The organism is Vibrio sp. 10N.222.51.C5 (genome assembly GCF_041474575.1).
GTDB lineage: Bacteria > Pseudomonadota > Gammaproteobacteria > Enterobacterales > Vibrionaceae > Vibrio > Vibrio crassostreae_C.
In genome coordinates this window covers 31836-54268 of sequence record NZ_JBFRUJ010000050.1, presented here as the reverse complement: position 1 = coordinate 54268, position 22433 = coordinate 31836, and the positions used below count along the sequence as shown (strand labels likewise).

Sequence of the window (22433 nt, the reverse complement as noted above, 5' to 3'; positions counted from 1 at the left end):
TAGTCCTATTATAGGTGTCAGGATAAGTTGACAGTAGTGTGGATTAAGCTCTGAGTTCAGTCAAGAAGAAGAGTAAACATATGTTTACTCTTCTTCTCAAACTATTGAGCTTCAAATGCTTTATTTAAGAGTGATACGCTTTATTTCAGATAGGACGGCTTTGCGGAGGTCTGCCAGTTTTACTTTTCGTTCGTTATGCCAAGGCATAGGACGCAGCAATGTCATGGCTTTTAAGCCCAGTCTTGCAGTAAGGATACCGACACCTAGCCCCTGCCCTGCTCGAGCAGAGACTTTGCCTGCAAGATCCATCGAGACGAGATCCATACTTGCATCAATCGCGAGCTCACTTGCTCCTGCAGCGGCCATGTTGATTAACACCAGTTTAAATAGCTTAATGCGAGACCAGTAGCCAAGCTCAATGCCATACACATCAGCAAGCTTGTCTATCATGGTGAAATTTCGCCAAGCCACCAACAACATATCAGCCGCCGCCAATGGACTCACCGCGACCAAAGCCGCCGATTCGGTCGAAAACTTAGTGACGATTTGAGTCGCTACTTTGTCTTGTTGACTCACGACTAACGCATCGTACATATCCAACACTTCTGCATCACTGTGTGCAGGGTTAATGCTGTTTCGCCACTTATCGTACGAAGGAGACTCAGCGATAATGCCGCCTTGCTTGGCGATGTTTTCACAGAACGCTTTGCCCTTGCCGACACTTTGACTTTGGAGTAGCTCTTCACTCTGCTCTTGCACACTAAAGTGATCTTTAAGTGAACGCAGTTTCCACAGCTCTTTGCCTATTGCGCCTAAACCCAATGAAGCAATGGCAGCAATGAAGCCTGCCCAACCTAACGCCAGCCAGTCAGCCGATTGAATCGCGGTAATGACCGAATCAATTGCCTGCCATCCAACTAGGCCAGAGAAAGCGACCAATAAACCCGTTCCAAACCACTTCTTCTTTTTGCTCGGTCGAATCACTTGTTCCAATTGCTGCTCAGCTTCACCATCAAGATCAGCTTTCACTTGCGGTGCGACAGGGACAAATTTCTCTTGCTCTGTGAACAGTTGTTGAGCGCCTAAATCCGGGCCAACGTCACTCTTGTCTTGCTCATCAAAAGAGGTCTTCAACGGTTCATTAAAGACCTGCTTTGTTTTTAATTCACTCATTTTGATTGCCTCAATTACTTCAACTTGTCGCCAATGAGATACTCTAAAACCTTGTCGACTCTTAGATGTTGGCAAGGCTCATCGGAATGTTGCTCCATCGGTCTAAAGCTCGTGAAATCAAACTGGTTGGTTTCCCAATACTGTTTATTAGGCAACTTACGCGGCACCTCTCCCGGATACATGGTTTGAGGGACATTATCCAAAGTCACACCTTGCAACGCCGGAACATTGTCTGAACCCGACGAGATATAACCCGCGCTGGTCGCTTGAATAGACGCGATACTCATACAACTCATGTCGATGTGTTCAAACGCCGCCTGCTGCCAAGCTGGATGCACCATCTGTTGTAACAGTGACACCAAGTTCGGATGTTGATCCGGTGTCACGTGGTCAGCTTTTGTGGCTGCAAACAAGATCTTGTCGATCTTCGGCGCGAATAAACGTCTTAAGATATTGCTTCGACCGTACTTAAAGCTCTTAAGTAACTGTTCTAACGCGCCACGCATGTCCATGAAAGAGTCATAGCCCGCATTAAGTGGCTGTAAGCAATCCACTAGCACGATTTGTCTGTCGAACGTCGCGAAGTGATTCTTGTAGAACGCTTTGACGACCTTCTGTTGATACTCTTCATAACGCGCTTTCAGTACCGCATAGTTACTTGTTTTTGAGAACTTACCCTCAGGTGCGAGACACGGGAAGAATTGCAACACAGGCGCGCCTTCAAGCTCACCCGGTAATACGAATCGACCCGGTTGTACCCAATGCAGTCCGTTACTTTTACAAGTATGAAGGTACTGGGTGTAGCTATCGGCAATCGCGACCAGTTTCTTTTCGTCCGCTTCTGCTAGCAAATCGATATCACCACGCATTACGTTCCACTGTTGCGAGTAAGTTTCTCTGTCGCCTTTCAATGCGGCAAACTGAGATTGGCTCCAGGTATCGAAGTCCATATCCAGTAACGGCAAATCAAGCAGCCATTCACCTGGATAATCGACAATATCGAGATAAAGGGTGCTGTTTTTACTCAGTAGCTTCTTTGCGCCCTTCGCAGGCTTATATTTGATGGCTAAACGAATCTCACTGACATCACGCGTTGGTACCGGCCATTCTGGTGGCTGTGCATTCAACGACTCCATCGCTTCATCATAAGAGAAGCGTGGGATCATCATGTTGTGTTGCGGGATGCGCTTTGCGCCAATAATTCTTCCATCTCTCGCCGATGCAAGCAGTGGTAGATTTTTGTGGGTAGACGTATGAAGAAGCTGATTGACCAGCGAAGTTATGAATGCTGTCTTACCCGCACGAGAAAGCCCCGTGACCGCTACTCGAATATGAGAATCCGTTCCTCTGCTTATAAAGTCACTCACTTCTTGAGTTAGGTGTTTCATTTGAACGACTCCGTGATAGTTAGGCTAGCTGGTTATGATAATAGAGAGGCAAGCCTATGTTCTTTCCCAGTAGGGATAGTTTGTATACTTTTGCTTATCTTGATGTTGATGAGTATGCAATACACATTCTTAATGCTAGATGAATAAAAGCCCCTGACTACATTCATAATCAGGGGCTTTAGAATTTTTGTACGATATCCGACGTTTAATCGTCTTCAATCAACTTGTAGATAACAAACAGTGCAATCTCTGCAATTAGCCAAAGCGCACATGTAATCGTCACGTATTTATTATCAAAGATACTGATCCCTTTCAAGATCAGGTCGTAGCCAACAAAAGCACCAATCACCACTGCCAAGATAATCTGTAGGATCTGAATAAAACGAGGCATTCCTCTCTCCTATGTTCTTATATCAAACTATGTGTTTATCACTATATCATTGATAATAAGACAAAAGTGCAGATAATGCTGCACTTTTGTCTTTAACTTTCTGTCAAAAATTGCAATTCAAACGCTGAAGTTAGCGACAATTACGATTTTTGGCGTCGGTTAATTACGCTTTCTCAGCTTCAGCAATCTTCACTTTCCACGTGTCAGGGCCGATCTGGTGTGCGTTCACGCCGTTAGAGTCAACCGCTACCGTTACAGGCATATCTTCAACTTCAAACTCGTAAATCGCTTCCATACCGAGATCTTCAAACGCAACAACGCGTGCTTTTTTAATTGCTTTCGCGACTAAATAAGCTGCACCGCCAACCGCCATTAGGTAAACCGCTTTGTGCTCTTTGATTGATTCAACCGTTGCAGGGCCACGTTCCGCTTTACCGATCATGCCCATAATGCCAGTTTCGTTCAGCATCATGTCAGTGAACTTATCCATACGTGTTGAAGTTGTTGGGCCTGCAGGACCTACCGCTTCATCACCTACAGCATCAACAGGACCCACGTAGTAAATGAACTTGCCTTTGAAATCAACGCCGGCTGGTAAGCCTTCGCCGCTTTCTAGCATGCCTTGAATACGTTTATGAGCAGCATCACGACCGGTTAAGATCTTACCTGACAGAAGAACCGTTTCGCCGGTCTTCCACTCTTGTACGTCTTCTTTAGTCACTTCATCAAGGTTAACACGACGTGTATTTGCGCCCGCTTCCCAAGTGATGTCTGGCCACTCTTCTAACTTAGGTGGCGTTAGCTCTGCTGGGCCGCTGCCATCTAGTGTGAAGTGAACGTGACGCGTTGCTGCACAGTTCGGGATCAAACATACAGGCTTAGAAGCAGCATGAGTTGGTGCTGTTTTGATTTTTACATCAACCACAGTAGTGAGACCGCCAAGACCTTGTGCACCAATGCCAAGCTTGTTTACACGGTTGAAGATGTCTAAACGAAGCTCTTCTTCTGCGTTCTCAGGACCTTTCTCGATAAGCTCTTGGATATCGATGTGTTCCATCAAAGATTCTTTCGCTAGCACAGCTGCTTTCTCAGCCGTACCGCCGATGCCTATACCTAGCATACCCGGTGGACACCAGCCTGCACCCATTGTTGGCAGCGTCTTCTCTACCCATTCTGCAATATCATCAGAAGGGTTCAGCATAACCATCTTGGTTTTGTTCTCAGAACCGCCGCCCTTAGCCGCGATTTGAATTTCAACTTTGTTGCCTGGAACCATATTAATGTGGACAACCGCTGGTGTGTTGTCTTTGGTATTAATACGCTTACCTGCAGGGTCCATTAGGACAGATGCACGCAATGGGTTATCTGGGTTGTTGTAAGCTTGACGAACGCCTTCATCAACCATCTGTTGTACTGTTTGATCCGTTTCCCACCTAACATCCATACCGATGTTCACGAAACAAGTAACAATACCCGTATCCTGACAAATTGGACGATGGCCTTCCGCAGACATGCGCGAGTTGATAAGAATCTGAGCGATCGCATCTTTAGCTGCTTGGCTCTCTTCTTTCTCGTACGCTTTTTCTAGGGCTTGGACAAAGTCTAAAGGGTGATAATAAGAAATGTACTGAAGTGCGTCAGCGACACTGCTGATCACATCTTGCTTACGAATAACCGTCATTGCATGCCTCTTTATTGTTCTGGTTCCATGTGGGTTCACAGTTTGACTATATGTGCCAAATCGAATTAGGTGGTTTAGCTTTTTATTGTGTTGAGCTGTATTTAGTTGCTTTAGCAATCGCTTGCATAGCTTTAAACTAAACCACTTGGATTACTCCGTTCTAATCAAGAACCCATTTTATTTTCAATTTATGATACTCTTGCTTCCTCTCACACGCCATGCAGTGATCGAACTCTTTGTCACAAATTAAACAAATGAATAACAACGAATTTCGCTCTATCCAAATCAAGCCGCTTGAATATCAATCAACTTTAGCTAAACAGCTGTTTTCCCATATTGAAAACCTGCCGTGGGCAATGCTATTACGCTCCGCTTCAGAAAGCCACGTTGATAGTCGATACGATATTTTAGTTGCTCAACCCATCGCCACCTTCGAGACAATCGGTGCAGAAACGACCGTTAATGTTAATGAGACGTGCGAGGTTTCAGACTCTGATCCTTTCGAACTACTCGACCAATATCAGCAACAATTATTGCCTGCGACTAAAGAGCACACTCAGTTGCCATTCGTTGGCGGCGCTTTAGGCTATTTTAGCTATGATTTAGGGCGCAGAGTCGAGACACTTCCATCACTCGCAAAGCGTGATATTGAAGCACCTGACATGGCAGTTGGCTTGTATGAATGGGCTGTTATCGTTGACCACCAATTGAAAACGGCGTGTATTGTCGGTAGCAATATCGATGAACATCATGATTGGCTAATGCAGCAGATGGCTCAATCACACCTATCACATGCGCCCTTTGGGTTAACCACACCGTGGCAATCCAATATGAGCGAAGAGAGCTACGCCACTAAGTTCGATAGTGTTCAAGAGTACCTGTTATCCGGGGACTGCTATCAGATTAACTTAGCTCAGCGCTTCAATGCCCAATACCAAGGTAGTGAATGGCTGGCTTATGACAAGTTAGAACAGTACAACTCAGCGCCCTTTTCGGGTTTTATCCGTTTGGCCGACTGCGCAATCATCAGTGTTTCGCCAGAGCGTTTCTTAGAACTCAAAGACAACGTCATTGAAACCAAGCCAATCAAAGGCACACGACCTCGTTCTGAGGACCCGATGATTGATAATGCCAACGCGCAAGACCTAGCAAGCGCCGATAAAGATCAGGCGGAAAACTTGATGATCGTCGACCTACTTCGTAATGACATTGGCCGAGTAGCAAAACCGGGCACAGTGCATGTACCAAAGCTCTTCGATATTGAAAGCTTCCCTGCCGTGCACCACTTAGTGAGCACGATACGAGCGGACCTTGATGACCAATACTCTGCAACTGACCTTCTGAGAGCCTGTTTCCCTGGAGGCTCGATTACTGGCGCACCAAAAGTTCGCGCGATGCAGATCATTGAAGAGTTAGAACCGCATCGACGTTCAGCGTACTGCGGCAGTATTGGCTACATCAGCCGAAATGGCAGAATGGATACCAGTATTACCATTCGTACATTAGTCGCCGAGAACAACACGCTTTATGCTTGGGCTGGCGGTGGTGTGGTATTTGATAGTGATTGTGCTTCTGAATACCAAGAAACACTGGATAAGCTGAGTCGAATTCTACCGGTACTTGAAGATTGCTAAACCTAGTGTCATTAACTGCGAGTTCCGCGACTTAATGACGAGTTCCGTAGCTTAACGGCTAGCAAAAGTTCGATATAAAAAGAAACCGAAGGATCGTAAGATCACTTCGGTTTTTTAGTCTGTAAGTTAGAGTACATAACTCACAACGCTTTATTCGCGTGTTTAAGCGACCTTCACCGCTGAGACACCCCACTTCTTGAGCATCTCTTTCAGATCGTTGGCGGTGTAAGGCTTACTCAAAATGTCATCCATTCCACACTGAATACAACGTTCGCGTTCTTCCAATGTCGTTCCGGCGGTCAGTGCCACAATAGATTTAACGTAACCCTTCTCTCTTAGCTTCTCTGTTGCTTCAAACCCGTCCATAACAGGCATTCTGCAATCCATGAATACAATGTCGTATTCGTTGTCTGACGCGAGCTCAAACCCTTCGACACCATTGCTTGCGATAGCTGGTTCAATCTCATGTTTACGAAGCATCTGTTGGATGATGATCTGGTTCATCTTAATATCATCAACCACCAGCACTTTAAGTAGTGACAATTCCGCCTCATACTCAAAGCCCTTGGCGACACTATCACTCTCTGCCGGAACATCGACAACTTGAAGAGGAATCGAGATGGTAAACGTCGTGCCTGAACCAACGACACTGGTCACCCCAATATCACCATTCATCAGAGCCACCAGTTTGCGACAAATCGCTAACCCAAGTCCTGTACCCTCATAGTTCCGACTACTTGAGTTATCTGCCTGCGTAAAAGGTTCAAACAGCGTCTTATGCGCCGATTCAGCGATTCCGACTCCGGTATCTTCTACAGAGAAAACAAATTGGTTTTTGTCCCATTCGATATCGACATTCACATGTCCTTCTTCTGTAAATTTAATCGCATTACCGATTAAGTTCACAAACAGCTGAGTGATGCGCTCTAAATCACCTTGGAAATGGGAGGGAACATTTGACGCAACACTGATATTAAATTCAAGCTGCTTCTCGATTGCTCGATTGACGAAAATACTATCAATCGTGTTTCGCAAGTCATTCAGGGCAAATTTCTTTGGAATAAGCTCTAACATCCCTGCGTTAATTTTGCTGTAATCCAATAGATCATTAATGATGGTTCGGAGAAACTCTCCAGATTGGCTCAGGTTGTTCACTATCTCACGCTGAGAGCTATTCAGTTCGGTATCACTGATCAACTCGGCACTGCCTAGTAAGCCATTAAGTGGAGTTCTTAACTCATGATTAATCATGGCCACAAAGTCACGCGTTGCCCTTTCGGACTCTTCCGCTCGTTTACGTGATTCAATATTTCGGTTGATTGCTAGTTGATGGGTTAAGGCACTGCAGATAAGGTCCGTGACCAACAACAGTTGGCTTTGGATAAACTCGTAGTCTTGGTCTAACAACCTGACTCTGACGATTAACGCACCAACTATGACTTTTTCAACCTCTAAGGGCACGGTCAGTAGGTTGTCTTGCCAATGAGGTTCTTGAATGTCTTGCTCTAACACCTCGACAGTCTCATCGCCATAATCATAGGTCTGTAACTGAGGGATGAGCTTGGGAGGTAGAATCAAACGACTGGCTTCGATTAAGTAACTGTTAGTCACGTTGGTCGTTAGTTCAGATAGCATGACATCATCGAGATCATTTCTTAGAAACGCGCGCCCAAAATCAATCAACAGGTTGTCGATTTGTTCTTGGAATTCAATGCGGCGTATATTCGCGTTGGAGCGCTTTTCTAACTGACGCAAAGCAAGCTCAAGCTGTTGGTTAGCCTCGAACAGTTCGAGGCTCTTCTGTTCCAACAATCCTTCAGCCGCTTTCCTTGCCGCGATTTGACGCTTAAGCTTCTTCTCTAGGGCAGATGCCAGATCCATATTACTTTTCTACTTTGAGATTAAACCTAACCACGCTTTGGTCATCATTTTGTGGCGTCATCTCCACCGCGATAGATTCACCGTGGTATTCAGCACATCCTTCAATAAGCCCTAAGCAAACATGAGACATACACCTTGCGCTTTTGTAGTCAAAAACAAGTTGTGCTTCGTTCGTGGTGATAAAACTGAATTCAGGTGGCTCAGCATCTGGATAGAGCTTCTTCACTTCAACATGAATGTAACGCTCTACGTGCTGAATAAATTGAAAGGTGGTATTGCTGTGAGCAAGGCTCGCTTTATTCGGTAATGAGGCCAGTAAGTTCTTAAATACAGACTGCCCAAACACGCGTTGCAAGCTTGCCGCATCAATATCGGTTTTCTTACTCAAGTTGATAATCAACCTGACAAGGTCTTTGTGGTCGTAACTGCCGACCGACGTATAGATTCCTTCATCTTCTGACATTTCTAGAACTTCTTCCAAAAGCTCTAGCCCAAACTTGTCTTCAACAAGCTCTAAAAATTCGGTGAATATGATTCCTTTCATCTCATACCTTTTCTTCTATTTCTTTTTAGAATGGTCCACTAAGTTATTGTTATCAAATTCTTAAACAAAAAATCTACGTTTCGTCACCCAATTTTATGACATGGGTAACGCTTACTCGCCTGTATGCACATATTGAATATAGCAAAAATCGTCATTTTGAGGAGATTCATCGGTAAACAGCCTCTCATGACGCCCAATTGATAACTAAAAGAGGGAAAGTGAATGAAGAAAAACTCGATATTGGTAATCAACCCACGGTTATGTCTATACTTAAAATCATAATAATCAATATATTGGCTTGATATGAATAAAGAAAACTTCCTTCAGCAATTCCAACTTAACCCTACCGTTGGCTATCATCCTGAGTCAGTAGAGCGTGTTTCGCACATCAGTGGCGAGCAATTACGTAAAGCGGCAGTGGTGGTAGGTTTAGTTGAAAGAGAAGATGGTTTACATGTCATTTTTACTAAAAGAGCGGCTCATTTAAAGCATCACCCCGGCCAAGTCAGCTTTCCTGGTGGTAAACACGAACTTTCTGACCCTTCTATGCAATTCACTGCACTCAGAGAGCTCCATGAGGAGGTGGGAATTCGATCGGATCAAGTTAAAATTATTGGGCAATTACCAGCATTGAGTACTATTAGTAAATTTTCTGTGACGCCGATTGTTGCCATGGTCGATCCTGACTATAAAGCCATCATCGATGAGAACGAAGTTGCCTCAATTTTTGAGGTGCCCGCTACCTATGTTTTAGACCAAGCCAAGTTACACAGCCACACTGTTAACTTTAAACAAATCAAGCATCGAGTTTTTGCTATGCCCTTCCAAGAGCACCTAATTTGGGGCGTTACGGCGCAAATCATCCATTCACTGCAGCAACATGTAGTGCAACAAATTACATAGCAACTACGTTTTGTTTAATCTCTGTTAACAAAATCCAGACTTTCTATGGAACAGATTTATTAATGCAATTTTACGCAAACGTTTCCCTGGTATAAATCTATACAACCCCGCCTTTCGCATAAATAAAAGTAATACCAAGCATAAACATAAATCACCTGTGGCACGCTATTTTCGTGATCAAAAATCCGTTTTTCGCATATCATGTGACACGCCGTTTCATTACATGATTTAGATCTATTTTTTGCAGAAGAAAATTCTGCAGAATTAGCCCCGACTTATTTCCTGTTCCCAAAAAATGAGTAATTTAACATGAACACAACAACTTCTTCGGCAAATGCCGTTAAAGATTCAAGCAAGTTTAACTATAAAGATTTTACCTGGTGTTTATCACTATTCGGTACAGCAGTTGGTGCTGGCGTACTATTCCTTCCAATCAAAGCTGGTGCGGGTGGTTTTTGGCCATTAGTTATCCTAGCTCTAATTGCGGCACCAATGACTTGGTTCGCACACAAATCTCTAGCTCGTTTCGTACTGTCTGCTAAAAACCCTGAAGCTGACATTACAGATACAGTAGAAGAACACTTCGGTAAGACTGGCGCAAACCTTATTACTTTCGCTTACTTTTTCGCTATCTACCCAATCGTTCTGATTTACGGTGTTGGTATCACAAACACTGTTGATTCTTTCCTAGTAAACCAAATGGGTATGGAATCTATTCCTCGTCCTCTTCTTTCTGGTGCACTTATCCTTGCTATGACTACAGGTGTTGTATTCGGTAAAGATCTGATGCTGAAAGCGACTTCAGCAATGGTTTACCCACTAGTATTCATCCTACTAGCACTGTCTTTCTACCTAGTTCCGGATTGGAACACTTCAATGATGGAAGTAACACCTGAATGGTCAACAATGCCTTCTGTTATCTGGCTTGCAATTCCAATCATCGTGTTCTCTTTCAACCACAGCCCAATCATTTCACAGTTCTCTAAAGAGCAACGTCGTGTATACGGTGAAAACGCAGTTAAGAAAACTGACGCGATCACTGGCGGCGCAGCAATGATGCTGATGGGTTTTGTAATGTTCTTCGTATTCTCTGTAGTTCTTTCTCTATCTCCAGAGCAACTAGCAACAGCACAAGCACAGAACATCTCTGTTCTTTCTTACCTAGCAAACGTACATGAGTCTCCACTTATCTCTTACATGGGTCCTCTAGTAGCGTTCGCAGCGATTACTTCTAGCTACTTCGGTCACTTCCTAGGTGCTCACGAAGGTCTTGTTGGTCTAATCAAGTCTCGCTCTGGTTCTTCAATCTCTAAGATTGAAAAAGCATCTCTAGCGTTCATCGTTGTTACAACTTGGATTGTTGCGGTAGTTAACCCAAGTATCCTAGGTATGATTGAAACAATGGGTGCTCCAATGATTGCAGCTATCCTGTTCCTAATGCCTGTGTTCGCGATGCAGAAAGTACCAGCTATGGCTAAGTACAAAACTTCAGCACCTGTGCAAATCTTTACAGCTTTATGTGGTCTAGCGGCTATTAGTTCTGTAATCTACGGCGCTCTTTAATCTCAAGCCCTTTTTATAAGATGGCATCCATCTTATATCGCGAGATTAGACAAAAAATATAATGATAATAAATGAGCCTCCCTACTCCCCTTGGGAGGCTCTCTTTTTGAGGTAATCGCTATGATTAGTGTATTTGATATCTATAAAATCGGTGTTGGTCCATCGAGCTCACACACAGTTGGACCAATGAAAGCGGGTAAAGAATTTATTGATGACCTACGTTCAATGGGAAAATTGCGCGACATCACTAAAATCACCGTGGACGTATATGGATCACTATCACTGACAGGGAAAGGTCACCACACAGATATCGCAATCATCATGGGTCTTGCTGGCAATACTCCTGAGCGTGTTGATATCGATTCTATTGCTGGCTTCATTGCTCGCGTAGAAGAAACTGAGCGCCTTCCTGTTGGCATGCACTGTCATACAGTATCGTTCCCACGCGATGGCGGTATGAACTTCCACACTAGCAACCTTTCTCTACACGAGAACGGCATGAGCATTCATGCATGGGTTGGTGACGAAGTTGCATACTCAAAAACGTACTACTCAATTGGTGGCGGTTTCATCGTTGACGAAGAGAACTTCGGCAAAGAAGAAGAAAACCCAATCAAAGCACCTTACGAATTCACAACAGCTGAAGAGCTGGTTAATCAGTGCAAAGAAAGCGGTCTTTCTATCAGTACACTGGTTATGAAAAACCAAGCAGCGTTCCACTCAGACGAAGAGTCTCGCACTTACTTCGCTAACATCTGGAAAACTATGCGTGAGTGTATGGATCGCGGTATGAATACTGAAGGTATCCTGCCTGGTCCACTACGTGTACCTCGTCGTGCAGCAGCACTTCGCCAACAGCTAATGACTTCAGAAAAAACAACCAATGATCCAATGTCGGTTGTTGACTGGGTAAACATGTTTGCTTTCGCAGTAAACGAAGAAAATGCAGCTGGCGGTCGTGTAGTAACGGCACCAACAAACGGCGCATGTGGCATCATCCCTGCTGTATTGGCTTACTACGATAAATTCATCCAAACAGTGACAGAGAAAGATTACATCCGTTACTTCGCAGCGTCTGGCGCGATCGGTGGTCTTTACAAGCGTAACGCTTCTATCTCTGGTGCTGAAGTTGGCTGTCAGGGTGAAGTTGGTGTGGCATGTTCTATGGCTGCTGCTGGTCTTGCTGAGCTTATGGGTGGTAGCCCTGAGCAAGTATGTATGGCTGCAGAAATCGGCATGGAGCACAACCTAGGTCTAACATGTGACCCAGTTGCTGGCCAAGTACAAGTACCATGTATCGAGCGTAACGGTATTGCTGCAGTTAAAGCAATCAACTCGACTCGTATGGCACTTCGTCGTTCTTCTGCTCCTACTGTTTCTCTAGATAAAGTTATCGAAACAATGCTAGAAACAGGTAAAGACATGAACGCTAAATACCGTGAGACTTCTCAAGGTGGTTTGGCTGTTAAGGTTGTTTGTTGATAGCCTTTGAATCAATCTGTTTTTAATCAGCAGATAATAAAAAGGAACGCCGATGCGTTCCTTTTTTGTATCTGAATTCCGGCCACTTATATCTAAGATGCTCGATTCGCATCTTAGATAATGGACCAAAGAACTAGATCACTTGTGAGATAAGCAGGAAGCAACCAAACAGCAGTGAGAACAACATCATTGCGCTGCCACCTTCTGCTCGGTATCGGTCATCAGCAACTTTCATGAAACGCTGTTTGTGGACCATAACCAGAGGAACAAACACCGCTAGGAACACCAAGATGATACCTGCGTAATTCAGTACTTGTAGGAACTTGTCTGCCGCAAGCAATGAACCAGCCAACGGCAAGATAAAGCTAATGCAGTACGTTACCGCTGTATTTTGGTTGAACATGTCTTTGTTCTGGTTGAACAACGCCATCGCCACACCAAAGAAAGAGGTCAACAACGCCAAGCCCGTGAAGGTAGACAGAACGTTACCCACCCAAGGAGACTGAGCCTCAAACGCCGCCATCAAATCTGATACGTTCTCAAAGCTTCTGAATTGCTCTTCACTCAAGTTGCCCACTACCGCAAACAACCAACACAAGTAACACACTAATGGGATCAGAGAACCGATGATCACCATGTTACGCAGCTGTTTGTCTGTCGCTTCGTGGTTGTAAGAAACCAAGGTTGGAATCACCACCATAAAGCCAAAGCTCGTAAACAGGATGGCACTGGTTTTGATTAGGTCAACGTGGTCATGGCTGGTTACCTGCATCAAGTTTTCTTGAGTCATGCTCGGCGCTAAGAAGGCCATGGTTGCAAACAAACTAGCAAGCATCACGAAGAACAATGCTCGATTGAGCTTATCAATCACACCAGTACCACTTGCGACTACTGCGCCAGCAAGCAAGGTAAACACGGTTTGGCTGGTAGTCGCGGTAATTTCGACGCCAAAGTTAGACAGTAACTTACTCAGCAAGTCACCTGCGCCCAGAATGTAAGCCATTAATAGGCAAATCAACAACGCGTATAGCAAGCCGTTGGTAAGCAACTGACCTTGTTTACCCAAGGTTTTTCGGGCAATAGAGTTTAATCCTAGACCGCCACCCGCTTTGATGGTCGCTTCTAGAAGTAGTAATGCTGCGTAAGTCGTACCGAAACAGATCAGTACCATAAGCAGTGTGCCGTAAAGCAATCCGAATTGAGCTAATACCATTGGGATCGCAAGCATACCAGCACCGAGAGCGGTACCAGCGATAATTAGGGAGCTACCCATCATTTTAATATTCATTGTTTTTAACTTATTTGTTTAGTTTTTATAGATGTGAGTCTTCGTTCATCGAGCGGATGACAAAGGAGTTCAGATAGAAATAAAGTTATAAAACGAATAACAATAGGAGCGATAAGCGGTAAAGAAGCGTGCAGAGACGTTGTCGAACAGGGCGTTCAAAGGGGAGCTTGTCTTAAAAGAGGTAAAACGAGAAGCGTGAGTAAGCATTAACTGATGTGGTGAACCTTCCGTAGGTTCAATAATCGGTGATGTAATCTTGAATTTCATGTATGTGTCCAATAAGTCACATTCCATAGTATTTGAAGCAGCGTATCCGTTGCTGCCCTACCTCTATCATAGAGGTCTTTTCATCTTATCGAATGAGCCTCGAAACACAACGCTATAACCACAATTTTTGCTATTAAATTGAACAAAACAACCATTTGGATATAAATTGACCACTAAGTCGTCTAAAACAATAGTCTTTATTGATAAAAGACAAGCGGACAAATACATCGAGCTAATTAACAACCTAGGCTTTTCTAATTATCAGCACAATCAAAACTCGATGCTGCACTTCAATTTTCCCAAAACAACAGTCTGTTTTAAGAACAGCGAGGAGCTTGAAGCGCGTTCCATTTCAACACCAGGATCCGCACAAACTTGCTACATCACAGAAGCATAACCACAACCGGAGTGTGGTCACACAATTCGTTATACCCCATAGGTGGTAAGAATTCTTACTAGTACAGTATTTGCGTCATTATAATTAATAAAAACACCTTATGCGCTCAACAATCACCTTTAAAATCCTAGTGGCCCTCGCCATCGTGTTCACCTTTTTGCTGGCAATATCGACCTATTTCCAATATTCGCAACAAAAGCAACTTGTAAACTCAGTGCTAAGTGAGCAGCTTCACGACAAAGCAAGTAACTACTTCGATAGCCTCAATATGATGATGCTCACCGGCACCATGGCACAAAAAGAGACCCTTCGTCAGAAAGCACTGGCTCAAGAAGGCATTGAAGACGTTCGTGTTTTACGCGCCGACGCTGTCAGCAAGTTATATGGCCCAGGTAATGACAACCAAACACCGGTTGACGATATTGATAAACGAGCGCTAGCGGGCGAAACCGTTATCGAACCTTTTTCTGCTGATTGGGGCAAAGGCTTGGTTATTGCTCTGCCAATGAAGTCGAGTGAAGATTACCGAGGAACCAATTGTGTCGCCTGTCATATGGCACCAGAAGGTGAAGTCTTGGGTGCGATTCGTCTCGAATTTAACCTTAACCATGTTAACTCGCTGATTAACACTCAAACCATGGCTGCTATTGGCATTATGGCAGTGATCTCGTTTGCCGGATTTGTCCTTACGATGGGATTAATTCGTAAGATTATCGTGCGCCCGCTGCAACAGACTTCTCGCTTTATGACCCAAGTCAGCAACGATAAAAACCTATCCACTCGCCTGCCGGAACAAAGCAAGGATGAGATTGGCACGCTGGCTAACTCCATCAACTCGTTCATGGGAACCGTATCTGACAGCTTAGAAAAGGTACAAAGCACCTCGCACAAGTTAAATGCGTCTGCCAACCAACTGACTAGTGTCGCGCAAATTACCGAGCAAGCCGCCAGCGACCAGCAAAGCGAAACCGCAGAAGTGCAACACAATGTCGAAGGAATACAGGCACAGCAAGTCAATGTAGAACAAGCGACTTTAACAGCTTCAGAGCTTATCAATCACACCGCTGATGTGGCGTGTAAGAGTGCCAACCAAGCACACGAAGCAAGCAGTGAGATAAAAAACCTCGTTAGCAGCATAGAAGAAGTGAAACACAAAATACTGACACTCAATGAGCAAACCGGAGAGGTCTCTTCAATATTGAGTGTGATTCGTGGCATTGCTGACCAAACCAATCTTCTGGCCTTGAATGCAGCAATTGAAGCGGCACGTGCGGGAGAACAAGGTCGTGGGTTTGCGGTGGTGGCTGATGAAGTTCGCCATCTTGCATCACGAACCGCTGAAGCAACAGGCAGTATTGAGTCAATCATTCATCAGTTCCAGCAAGGCAGCGAAGAGTCGCTGACTTCTGCCGATCGCGTTTGCGAACAAGCCCATCAAAGCTCAACCGATATCGACGCACTTTCAATTGAAATGAATGGTGTGGTCGAAGAGATGAAACAGGTGCTGGCTCACGCACAGAATATTCAGCAGCAAACGCAATCCACCACACAAGCGACTCAAGATGTTCAACAAAAGGTTGAAACCATCACCTCTCACGCCAACAACACATCGCAATCCGCGGCTGAAACTCGCAACATCAGCAATGACTTAGAAGAGCTATCTGATCATCTTGAATCGCTGATTAATCAGTTTACTTTGTCGAGTACAAAGAAGAAGTCATAGATCGCCAACAAAAAAGCGCTCAACAATGAGCGCTTTAACTTCATAACAATGTCTAGTTCAGGCTTTCAGGCTTTCAGGCTTTAAAAGTACCTTAAACCAAGATTAGTGCGTAATGGAAACCGCGGTTAAGTCTTTATGCTTGTGATACATCGCGTGTTTGACTATCAGGTTCGCACTCACGTTATCCATTCCTGACACTTCAACGTAAGCCCCTTTTTTACGGAACTTGAACACAACCTTATCAAGCGCCTCAACAGAGGTATTATCTAAGAATGACGCATCAGATATATCGATGGTCACTAAAGAGGTCGCGTTGTCATAATCAAATAAGTCGACAAACGCATCTGACGAAGCAAAGAAGACATGGCCTTTTACTCGGTGAATGGTGTGCATTTCGTTTGTCACGACTTCATCGGATATAAACACCATGGATTTGCTGGCATGTGCATAAAACAGAGCCGACAGCACCACGCCAACCGCAACACCTATTGCTAAATTATGAGTAAACACCACCACCGCCACGGTTGCTAGCATGGTTACATTGGTTGGCAGTGTGTGATCTTTAAGCTCAACAATGGAACGCCATGAGAATGTGCCGATAGAAACCATGATCATCACAGACACTAAAGCGGCCATCGGTATCAGCTTCAACCAATCAGAAACAAACACCACCATTAGCAACAAAACCACCCCAGCGATCATGCTGGACAATCGGGTTAAGCCACCTGATTTGATGTTAATGATCGACTGACCGATCATTGCGCAGCCCGCCATTCCACCAAAAAGGGAAGCCACGATGTTCGCAACGCCCTGCCCTTTACACTCATTGTTTTTATTGCTTTCAGTATCAGTCAGGTCATCGACTATGGTCGCTGTCATCAAGGATTCCAACAAGCCAACCAGAGACAGAGCAATCGAATATGGCAGGATGGTTGCAAGCGTCTCAAACGTGAATGGAATATTAGGAATCAAGAACACAGGCAGTGAATCGGGAAGCTTGCCCATATCGCCAATCGTTCTCACATCTAAGCCGAAGAGCAAACTAATGATTGTCAGGGTAACAATCGCGACCAGTGGAGAAGGTATTGCGCGACCAAACTTGGGGAAATAAGGAAGCAGATAAATGATCGCCAAACCCAAAGCGACTAACACGTAAACGCTTGAAGGGACGTTGATTAATTCAGGAAGTTGGGCCATGAAAATTAGAATGGCGAGCGCGTTAACAAATCCAGTAATCACCGATTTGGAAACGAAATTCATCAGGTTACCAAGCTTGAGATAACCAGCTGCGATCTGAATGACGCCAGCTAGAAATGAAGCGGCGAGTAGATATTCTAGTCCGTGCTCTCTCACTAAAGTGACCATTAGTAGCGCCATAGCGCCTGTTGCACCGGAAATCATTCCCGGACGACTGCCAACCAAAGCAGTGACGACACAAATACAGAACGAGGCATAGAGCCCTACTTTAGGGTCAACGCCTGCAATAATTGAAAATGCGATGGCTTCAGGGATCAATGCGAGTGCAACCACAATCCCAGATAATGAATCTCCTTTAACGTTTGATAACCAGTGTTTTTTTAAATAATTAAGCATGTAATTCTCTTTTACTTGTACAGCCAGTCCTGCCTTGTTGAGACATAATTTGATCGACTGTTTTTCTTGAATGAGCGAGCGCTCGAAAAGTGCGGGTGTAGAGAGAATGCAGGGGTTAAGGCGGCGTAATTAACACGTAGATATTAAACTCCTCTTGTACTTTAGTGGGAAATTAAGAAGGTGATCAAGTCCAAAATGACTGAATCCGCGCCAATATAGAGTGAGTCTCAACACAATCACACTCCCATTATTGAAAACAAAGGTTTCGATTACGCCATGCTCGTTCAGCAGCTCACATAGGGTGAAAGGTAAGGCTGACGCTAAGATCGAACAAAAAACACACCCTCAAACCTATTTATCGTCAGTAGACACAATATTTCTTTCACCAAGCAAGAATAAAGGTTGAAGCTGTCGGTATGACAGGTAATATGTTCAATCGATTTAAAAAGTTTATACAACTTAATGTTTCGGCTAATTATTGTGCAAATGTATATTTATTTGCAGCAATGCCAGAGACTTTGAGTTGAATTTGTCCCTCAATGGAGAATGAAATCAACATGACTTACGCGCCTGTAACAGACGTACTTGGCGGCAAGCTAGCGGTAGACAGTGAAGTAACTGTTCGCGGCTGGATCCGTTCACGTCGTGATTCCAAAGCTGGAATCTCTTTCCTTGCCATTTATGACGGCTCTTGTTTCGACCCGATTCAGGCCGTGGTTCCTAATAATCTTAATAATTACGAAAACGAAGTATTAAAGCTAACAACTGGCTGCTCTGTTGAAGTAACGGGTAAGATTGTTGAGTCTCCTGCGAAAGGTCAAGACTTCGAACTAGCAGCAACTGACGTTAAAGTTGTAGGCTGGGTTGAAGACGCTGACACTTACCCAATGGCTAAGACGCGTCACTCTATCGAGTACCTTCGTGAAGTTGCTCACCTACGTCCACGTACAAACGTGATTGGCGCAGTAGCACGTGTACGTAACTGTCTATCTCAAGCGATTCACCGTTTCTACCACGAGCAAGGTTTCTTCTGGACTTCTGCTCCGCTTATTACTGCATCTGATGCAGAAGGCGCTGGTGAAATGTTCCGTGTTTCTACGCTAGACATGGAAAACCTACCACGCACTGAAAAAGGCGACGTAGACTTCAACGAAGATTTTTTCGGTAAAGAGACGTTCCTAACAGTATCTGGCCAACTTAATGCTGAAGCTTATGCTTGTGCACTAAGCAAGGTTTACACGTTCGGTCCTACGTTCCGTGCTGAAAACTCAAACACAAGCCGCCACCTAGCTGAGTTCTGGATGGTTGAGCCTGAAGTTGCGTTTGCAGACCTTAACGATGTAGCGAAACTGGCTGAAGACATGCTTAAGTACGTTTTCGCTGCTGTTCTTGAAGAGCGCCGCGATGACCTTGAGTTCTTCGCTTCTCGCATCGACAAGCAAGCAATTACTCGTCTAGAGCAATTCGTTGACGCTGACTTCGCACAAGTTGACTACACTGACGCAATCCAAATCCTACTAGACTCTGGTAAGAAATTTGAGTTTGACGTTGAGTGGGGCATCGACATGTCTTCTGAGCATGAGCGTTACCTAGCTGAAGAGCACTTCAAAGCACCTGTTATCGTTAAGAACTACCCGAAAGACATCAAAGCTTTCTACATGCGCTTAAACGACGACGGCAAAACAGTTGCAGCAATGGACGTACTTGCACCAGGCATCGGTGAAATCATCGGTGGTGCACAACGTGAAGAGCGTCTAGACATTCTAGACGAGCGTATGATTGCTATGGGTATCGACCCTGAGCACATGAGCTGGTACCGCGACCTACGTAAATACGGTACAGTGCCACACGCTGGTTTCGGTCTTGGTTTCGAGCGTCTAGTATCTTACGTAACAGGTATGGGTAACGTTCGTGACGTGATTCCATTCCCACGTACACCACGCTCTGCAAACTTCTAATTCGAAACCTATTCGATATTAAAAGTTAAGAACAAACAAAAACCTCCGCACTTGCGGAGGTTTTTTTATGTTCGGAATAAAACGAGTCCAGATGCTTCTGCGTACCACTATCTGAGACTCATTATTTCAAAAGCTAATCCACATCTTGGTCGATAGCGTATTTTATTGCAAGACCGCAAATTGCCATCATAACGAATGGGATCGCGGCAGTGGTGTATTCCGCCCACGCCATATCAGCGAATGCTTTTGCCAGCAGTACGTGGCCGAGAATAAGCAGAAGCGCACACACAATAGCGACAATAATCAGCTTAACTTCATTTCCCATAGTCATTTTCAACATAACGGTATCTCCAATATTTGGTCTACCGTTATTGAATCACAACTCTTTGGTCAATTAGGCGTACAGTTACCCCACAAACAACCCGTACAGTTGGAATGATTGTCTTTTTTATGAGGGACTTAAGGTTTTACGAGTGCGTAAGTTGATGTGCCAGTTTGCCAAGCCAGATGAGCGCCTGTTCTTTCTCTTCTGTCAGTTCATAAGAGAAGTTCAATCGTATCGCGTTATCCACTCTGCCATGCTCACTAAACAGATCGCCAGATGCAACGCTAATACCTTGTTCGATAGCCAGTTGATGAAACTGTTGGCTGTCGAATTTTTCAGAAAAGCGAATCCATATCAAGTAACCACCAGCCGGCTCTTCAATCTCTATTGAATGCGGAAAGTACTGCTTAATGACATCGATAAATCGCTCTTTCCTGACGACAAGGTTTTTACGCAGTTTACGAAGGTGATTGTCGTAGCTTTCATGCGTTAAGAAATGAGCGACACCAAGTTGAACAGGAGCGCTACTCGATAACGTAGAAAGAAGCTGTAACTTTTGAATCGCGTCGTTAAAACGCGTGTTCACAACCCACCCTACTCGATAACCAGGACACAAACTTTTTGAATACGACCCACAAAGCAAGACGGAATCGGTCTTATCGAAGGCCTTTAGTGGCTTCGGCTTATGCCCTTCGTAATAAAGATCGCCATACACGTCATCTTCAATAATGTAGGTTCCATGCTGTTCTGCAATCTCTACCACACGGCGCTTTGCCTGTTCCGACAAACTGGTTCCCGTTGGGTTTTGAAAAGTCGTCATCAGCCAACACGCTTTAACATCTTGGTTTTGTAGCGCGTTTTCAAACTGCTCTATATTCAACCCATTGATTGGGCAAACGTCCACTTCGATCGGGTTAAGTCCGAGCCTCTCGACAGCCTGCAGAGCACCATAGAATGCGGGAGACTCAATCACGACGTTATCACCCGACTTGGTGACCGTTTGCAGGCTCAAGTTGAGCGCCTCCATAGCACCCGACGTAATCACGATGTCTTGATGATTAACCGTGATCCCTTGCTGCAGATAACGCTGTGCGATTTGCCTTCTCAAGGACTCACTGCCCGGTGGTAAATTATTTATCACACTCGCGCCAGTCATCTTCCTACCCGCGCTGGCAAGGTTTCGAGTCAAGGTAGGTAACGGGAAAAGGTCGGGATCTGGGAATGCAGAGCCGAAAGGAATCACACCTTCGGCTGAACTCGACTTCAAGAAATCAAATAAGCGGTCATTAATGGCTTTCTTTTCACTAACGAGTGGCTGTGCGTAGTCAACGCCGTCCAGCCTTGGCGCTACAAAGTAGCCCGACTGAGGTTTAGCGATGATCCACCCTTCGCTTTCTAGCAACTGGTAGGCTTGTAAGACAGTACTATTGCTGACGTTGTAATTTCGACAACTCATGCGTACCGAAGGGATCTTCTCTCCGGATCGCCACGTATTGTTGGCTATCTGAGTTCGAATATCCTTTGCAAGCTCTTCATAACGCGCCATCTAATTGTACTACCTAGAGAAATTCTGTGAGCCGGTGATTTTATCACTTACGCCAACAACTATTGCTGCTATCCATATGATCGCACCTAATTTCCACAATAGTGTGAATTGGTTCACAGATAACTTTGTAAGCTTTGCTAAGTTTGTACCCAAGGTAGGAGCTAAGTTGGCTTTCTACCTCAATAATTTGATGTAACCCAAAAACATGCGAGATAACAATGAAAAAAATAGAAGCAGACCAATTAAGTTATAAAGGAGAGTCAAACGGTGTTCACAGTTGGACAACACCGAGCGGTCAGCCATATTACTGGCACCCAGATTGGCTCCATATTGCTGAAGATGCGACAGGCTCACATCCAAAGCAAAAGATCGATGTCGAACAAGACCAAGCACCAACGGAAAAACACGCGGTGTCTGCTATTCTGAAACACATCAACCAATGGGCTGCAGACAAACTAGCGTCTCACCCTGAGATTGAAACCGGCTCAATCGAAGCTGAAATCAATCTCAAAAAGTAACGGGGTAAAGTAGATAGCAAACTCAATCACTCGCGATTCTAACCAGTACACAGACTGAATAGCCTCGAACCTCGACCGAGGCTATTCAAGTATCTTCATAAAAATGCTGCAATAACCCCCACCTAGCTAACAAATCTCTAACACAAACCAGTTTCTTGTATCAATCCACGAAAGCTAT

Annotated in this window: 17 protein-coding genes; 7 read left to right on the top strand and 10 right to left on the bottom strand. The window is 44.6% G+C overall.

Annotation, left to right across the window (positions count from 1 at the left end; translation table 11 throughout):
* Positions 1–120: 120 nt before the first annotated feature.
* From AB4558_RS16070 to AB4558_RS16055, 4 genes are all read right to left on the bottom strand, one after another.
* A complete protein-coding gene (locus tag AB4558_RS16070; protein WP_102333205.1) occupies positions 121–1173 on the bottom strand; it encodes a YcjF family protein in 1053 nt (350 codons plus the stop codon).
* A gap of 14 nt (positions 1174–1187) precedes the next feature.
* Complete coding sequence (locus tag AB4558_RS16065; RefSeq protein WP_372074220.1) at positions 1188–2561, bottom strand: YcjX family protein; 1374 nt, start codon at positions 2559–2561, stop codon at positions 1188–1190.
* A gap of 205 nt (positions 2562–2766) precedes the next feature.
* Entirely contained in the window at positions 2767–2952 is a 186-nt protein-coding gene (locus AB4558_RS16060) for a hypothetical protein (RefSeq protein ID WP_004734731.1), read from the bottom strand.
* A gap of 163 nt (positions 2953–3115) precedes the next feature.
* A complete protein-coding gene (locus tag AB4558_RS16055; protein ID WP_017068776.1) occupies positions 3116–4633 on the bottom strand; it encodes a fumarate hydratase in 1518 nt (505 codons plus the stop codon).
* A gap of 254 nt (positions 4634–4887) precedes the next feature.
* Here AB4558_RS16055 and pabB point away from each other — a divergent pair, with 254 nt between their 5' ends.
* Complete coding sequence (gene pabB, locus AB4558_RS16050) at positions 4888–6267, top strand: aminodeoxychorismate synthase component I (RefSeq protein ID WP_017065426.1); 1380 nt, start codon at positions 4888–4890, stop codon at positions 6265–6267.
* Positions 6268–6429: 162 nt separating this feature from the next.
* Here the strand turns inward: pabB and AB4558_RS16045 are convergent, their stop codons facing one another.
* Positions 6430–8148 (bottom strand): ATP-binding protein, encoded by a 1719-nt coding sequence (locus AB4558_RS16045; RefSeq protein WP_102320450.1) that lies wholly within the window; start codon positions 8146–8148, stop codon positions 6430–6432.
* A 1-nt stretch (position 8149) separates the two neighbouring features.
* Positions 8150–8692: a heme NO-binding domain-containing protein gene (locus tag AB4558_RS16040; protein WP_065584176.1), complete on the bottom strand. Its 543-nt coding sequence runs from the start codon at positions 8690–8692 to the stop codon at positions 8150–8152.
* 303 nt (positions 8693–8995) lie between these two features.
* Here AB4558_RS16040 and AB4558_RS16035 point away from each other — a divergent pair, with 303 nt between their 5' ends.
* From AB4558_RS16035 to AB4558_RS16025, 3 genes are all read left to right on the top strand, one after another.
* A complete protein-coding gene (locus tag AB4558_RS16035; protein WP_372074218.1) occupies positions 8996–9595 on the top strand; it encodes a CoA pyrophosphatase in 600 nt (199 codons plus the stop codon).
* Positions 9596–9904: 309 nt separating this feature from the next.
* Entirely contained in the window at positions 9905–11158 is a 1254-nt protein-coding gene (locus AB4558_RS16030) for an aromatic amino acid transport family protein (protein WP_017065422.1), read from the top strand.
* Between the two features lie 120 nt (positions 11159–11278).
* Positions 11279–12640, top strand: a complete 1362-nt coding sequence (locus tag AB4558_RS16025) for an L-serine ammonia-lyase (protein WP_017060420.1) — start codon at positions 11279–11281, stop codon at positions 12638–12640.
* A 133-nt stretch (positions 12641–12773) separates the two neighbouring features.
* Here AB4558_RS16025 and AB4558_RS16020 read toward each other — a convergent pair whose 3' ends face one another.
* Positions 12774–13916, bottom strand: a complete 1143-nt coding sequence (locus tag AB4558_RS16020; RefSeq protein ID WP_017060419.1) for an amino acid permease — start codon at positions 13914–13916, stop codon at positions 12774–12776.
* Positions 13917–14692: 776 nt separating this feature from the next.
* Between AB4558_RS16020 and AB4558_RS16015 the strand changes: the two genes are divergently transcribed.
* A complete protein-coding gene (locus AB4558_RS16015; protein ID WP_372074216.1) occupies positions 14693–16315 on the top strand; it encodes a methyl-accepting chemotaxis protein in 1623 nt (540 codons plus the stop codon).
* A 102-nt stretch (positions 16316–16417) separates the two neighbouring features.
* Here the strand turns inward: AB4558_RS16015 and AB4558_RS16010 are convergent, their stop codons facing one another.
* The gene (locus AB4558_RS16010; RefSeq protein ID WP_136982514.1) at positions 16418–17908 is read right to left on the bottom strand and encodes a SulP family inorganic anion transporter; all 1491 of its coding nucleotides are present in this window, start codon (positions 17906–17908) and stop codon (positions 16418–16420) included.
* Positions 17909–18465: 557 nt separating this feature from the next.
* On the opposite strand from AB4558_RS16010, the gene asnS reads away from it, so the two are divergent.
* A complete protein-coding gene (asnS, locus tag AB4558_RS16005) occupies positions 18466–19866 on the top strand; it encodes an asparagine--tRNA ligase (protein WP_017060416.1) in 1401 nt (466 codons plus the stop codon).
* Positions 19867–19999: 133 nt separating this feature from the next.
* Here the strand turns inward: asnS and AB4558_RS16000 are convergent, their stop codons facing one another.
* Both AB4558_RS16000 and AB4558_RS15995 read right to left on the bottom strand, forming a co-directional pair.
* Complete coding sequence (locus AB4558_RS16000; RefSeq protein ID WP_004734707.1) at positions 20000–20206, bottom strand: hypothetical protein; 207 nt, start codon at positions 20204–20206, stop codon at positions 20000–20002.
* 127 nt (positions 20207–20333) lie between these two features.
* Positions 20334–21737, bottom strand: coding sequence for a PLP-dependent aminotransferase family protein (locus tag AB4558_RS15995; RefSeq protein WP_017065418.1), 1404 nt, complete (start codon positions 21735–21737; stop codon positions 20334–20336).
* 218 nt (positions 21738–21955) lie between these two features.
* Between AB4558_RS15995 and AB4558_RS15990 the strand changes: the two genes are divergently transcribed.
* Entirely contained in the window at positions 21956–22255 is a 300-nt protein-coding gene (locus AB4558_RS15990) for a hypothetical protein (RefSeq protein ID WP_017060414.1), read from the top strand.
* The last annotated feature ends 178 nt before the right edge of the window (positions 22256–22433 follow it).

What these genes read in the sequence shown, in the direction of transcription:
- AB4558_RS16030 (WP_017065422.1), top strand. Translation starts at nt 9,905, where the DNA reads ATGAACACAACAACTTCTTCGGCAAATGCCGTTAAAGATTCAAGCAAG.
- AB4558_RS16015 (WP_372074216.1), top strand. Translation starts at nt 14,693, where the DNA reads ATGCGCTCAACAATCACCTTTAAAATCCTAGTGGCCCTCGCCATCGTG.
- AB4558_RS16040 (WP_065584176.1), bottom strand. Translation starts at nt 8,692, where the DNA reads ATGAAAGGAATCATATTCACCGAATTTTTAGAGCTTGTTGAAGACAAG.
- AB4558_RS16010 (WP_136982514.1), bottom strand. Translation starts at nt 17,908, where the DNA reads ATGCTTAATTATTTAAAAAAACACTGGTTATCAAACGTTAAAGGAGAT.
- AB4558_RS15990 (WP_017060414.1), top strand. Translation starts at nt 21,956, where the DNA reads ATGAAAAAAATAGAAGCAGACCAATTAAGTTATAAAGGAGAGTCAAAC.
- AB4558_RS16020 (WP_017060419.1), bottom strand. Translation starts at nt 13,916, where the DNA reads ATGATGGGTAGCTCCCTAATTATCGCTGGTACCGCTCTCGGTGCTGGT.
- AB4558_RS16035 (WP_372074218.1), top strand. Translation starts at nt 8,996, where the DNA reads ATGAATAAAGAAAACTTCCTTCAGCAATTCCAACTTAACCCTACCGTT.
- pabB (WP_017065426.1), top strand. Translation starts at nt 4,888, where the DNA reads ATGAATAACAACGAATTTCGCTCTATCCAAATCAAGCCGCTTGAATAT.
- AB4558_RS15995 (WP_017065418.1), bottom strand. Translation starts at nt 21,737, where the DNA reads ATGGCGCGTTATGAAGAGCTTGCAAAGGATATTCGAACTCAGATAGCC.
- asnS (WP_017060416.1), top strand. Translation starts at nt 18,466, where the DNA reads ATGACTTACGCGCCTGTAACAGACGTACTTGGCGGCAAGCTAGCGGTA.
- AB4558_RS16025 (WP_017060420.1), top strand. Translation starts at nt 11,279, where the DNA reads ATGATTAGTGTATTTGATATCTATAAAATCGGTGTTGGTCCATCGAGC.
- AB4558_RS16045 (WP_102320450.1), bottom strand. Translation starts at nt 8,148, where the DNA reads ATGGATCTGGCATCTGCCCTAGAGAAGAAGCTTAAGCGTCAAATCGCG.
- AB4558_RS16055 (WP_017068776.1), bottom strand. Translation starts at nt 4,633, where the DNA reads ATGACGGTTATTCGTAAGCAAGATGTGATCAGCAGTGTCGCTGACGCA.
- AB4558_RS16060 (WP_004734731.1), bottom strand. Translation starts at nt 2,952, where the DNA reads ATGCCTCGTTTTATTCAGATCCTACAGATTATCTTGGCAGTGGTGATT.
- AB4558_RS16000 (WP_004734707.1), bottom strand. Translation starts at nt 20,206, where the DNA reads ATGTTGAAAATGACTATGGGAAATGAAGTTAAGCTGATTATTGTCGCT.
- AB4558_RS16065 (WP_372074220.1), bottom strand. Translation starts at nt 2,561, where the DNA reads ATGAAACACCTAACTCAAGAAGTGAGTGACTTTATAAGCAGAGGAACG.
- AB4558_RS16070 (WP_102333205.1), bottom strand. Translation starts at nt 1,173, where the DNA reads ATGAGTGAATTAAAAACAAAGCAGGTCTTTAATGAACCGTTGAAGACC.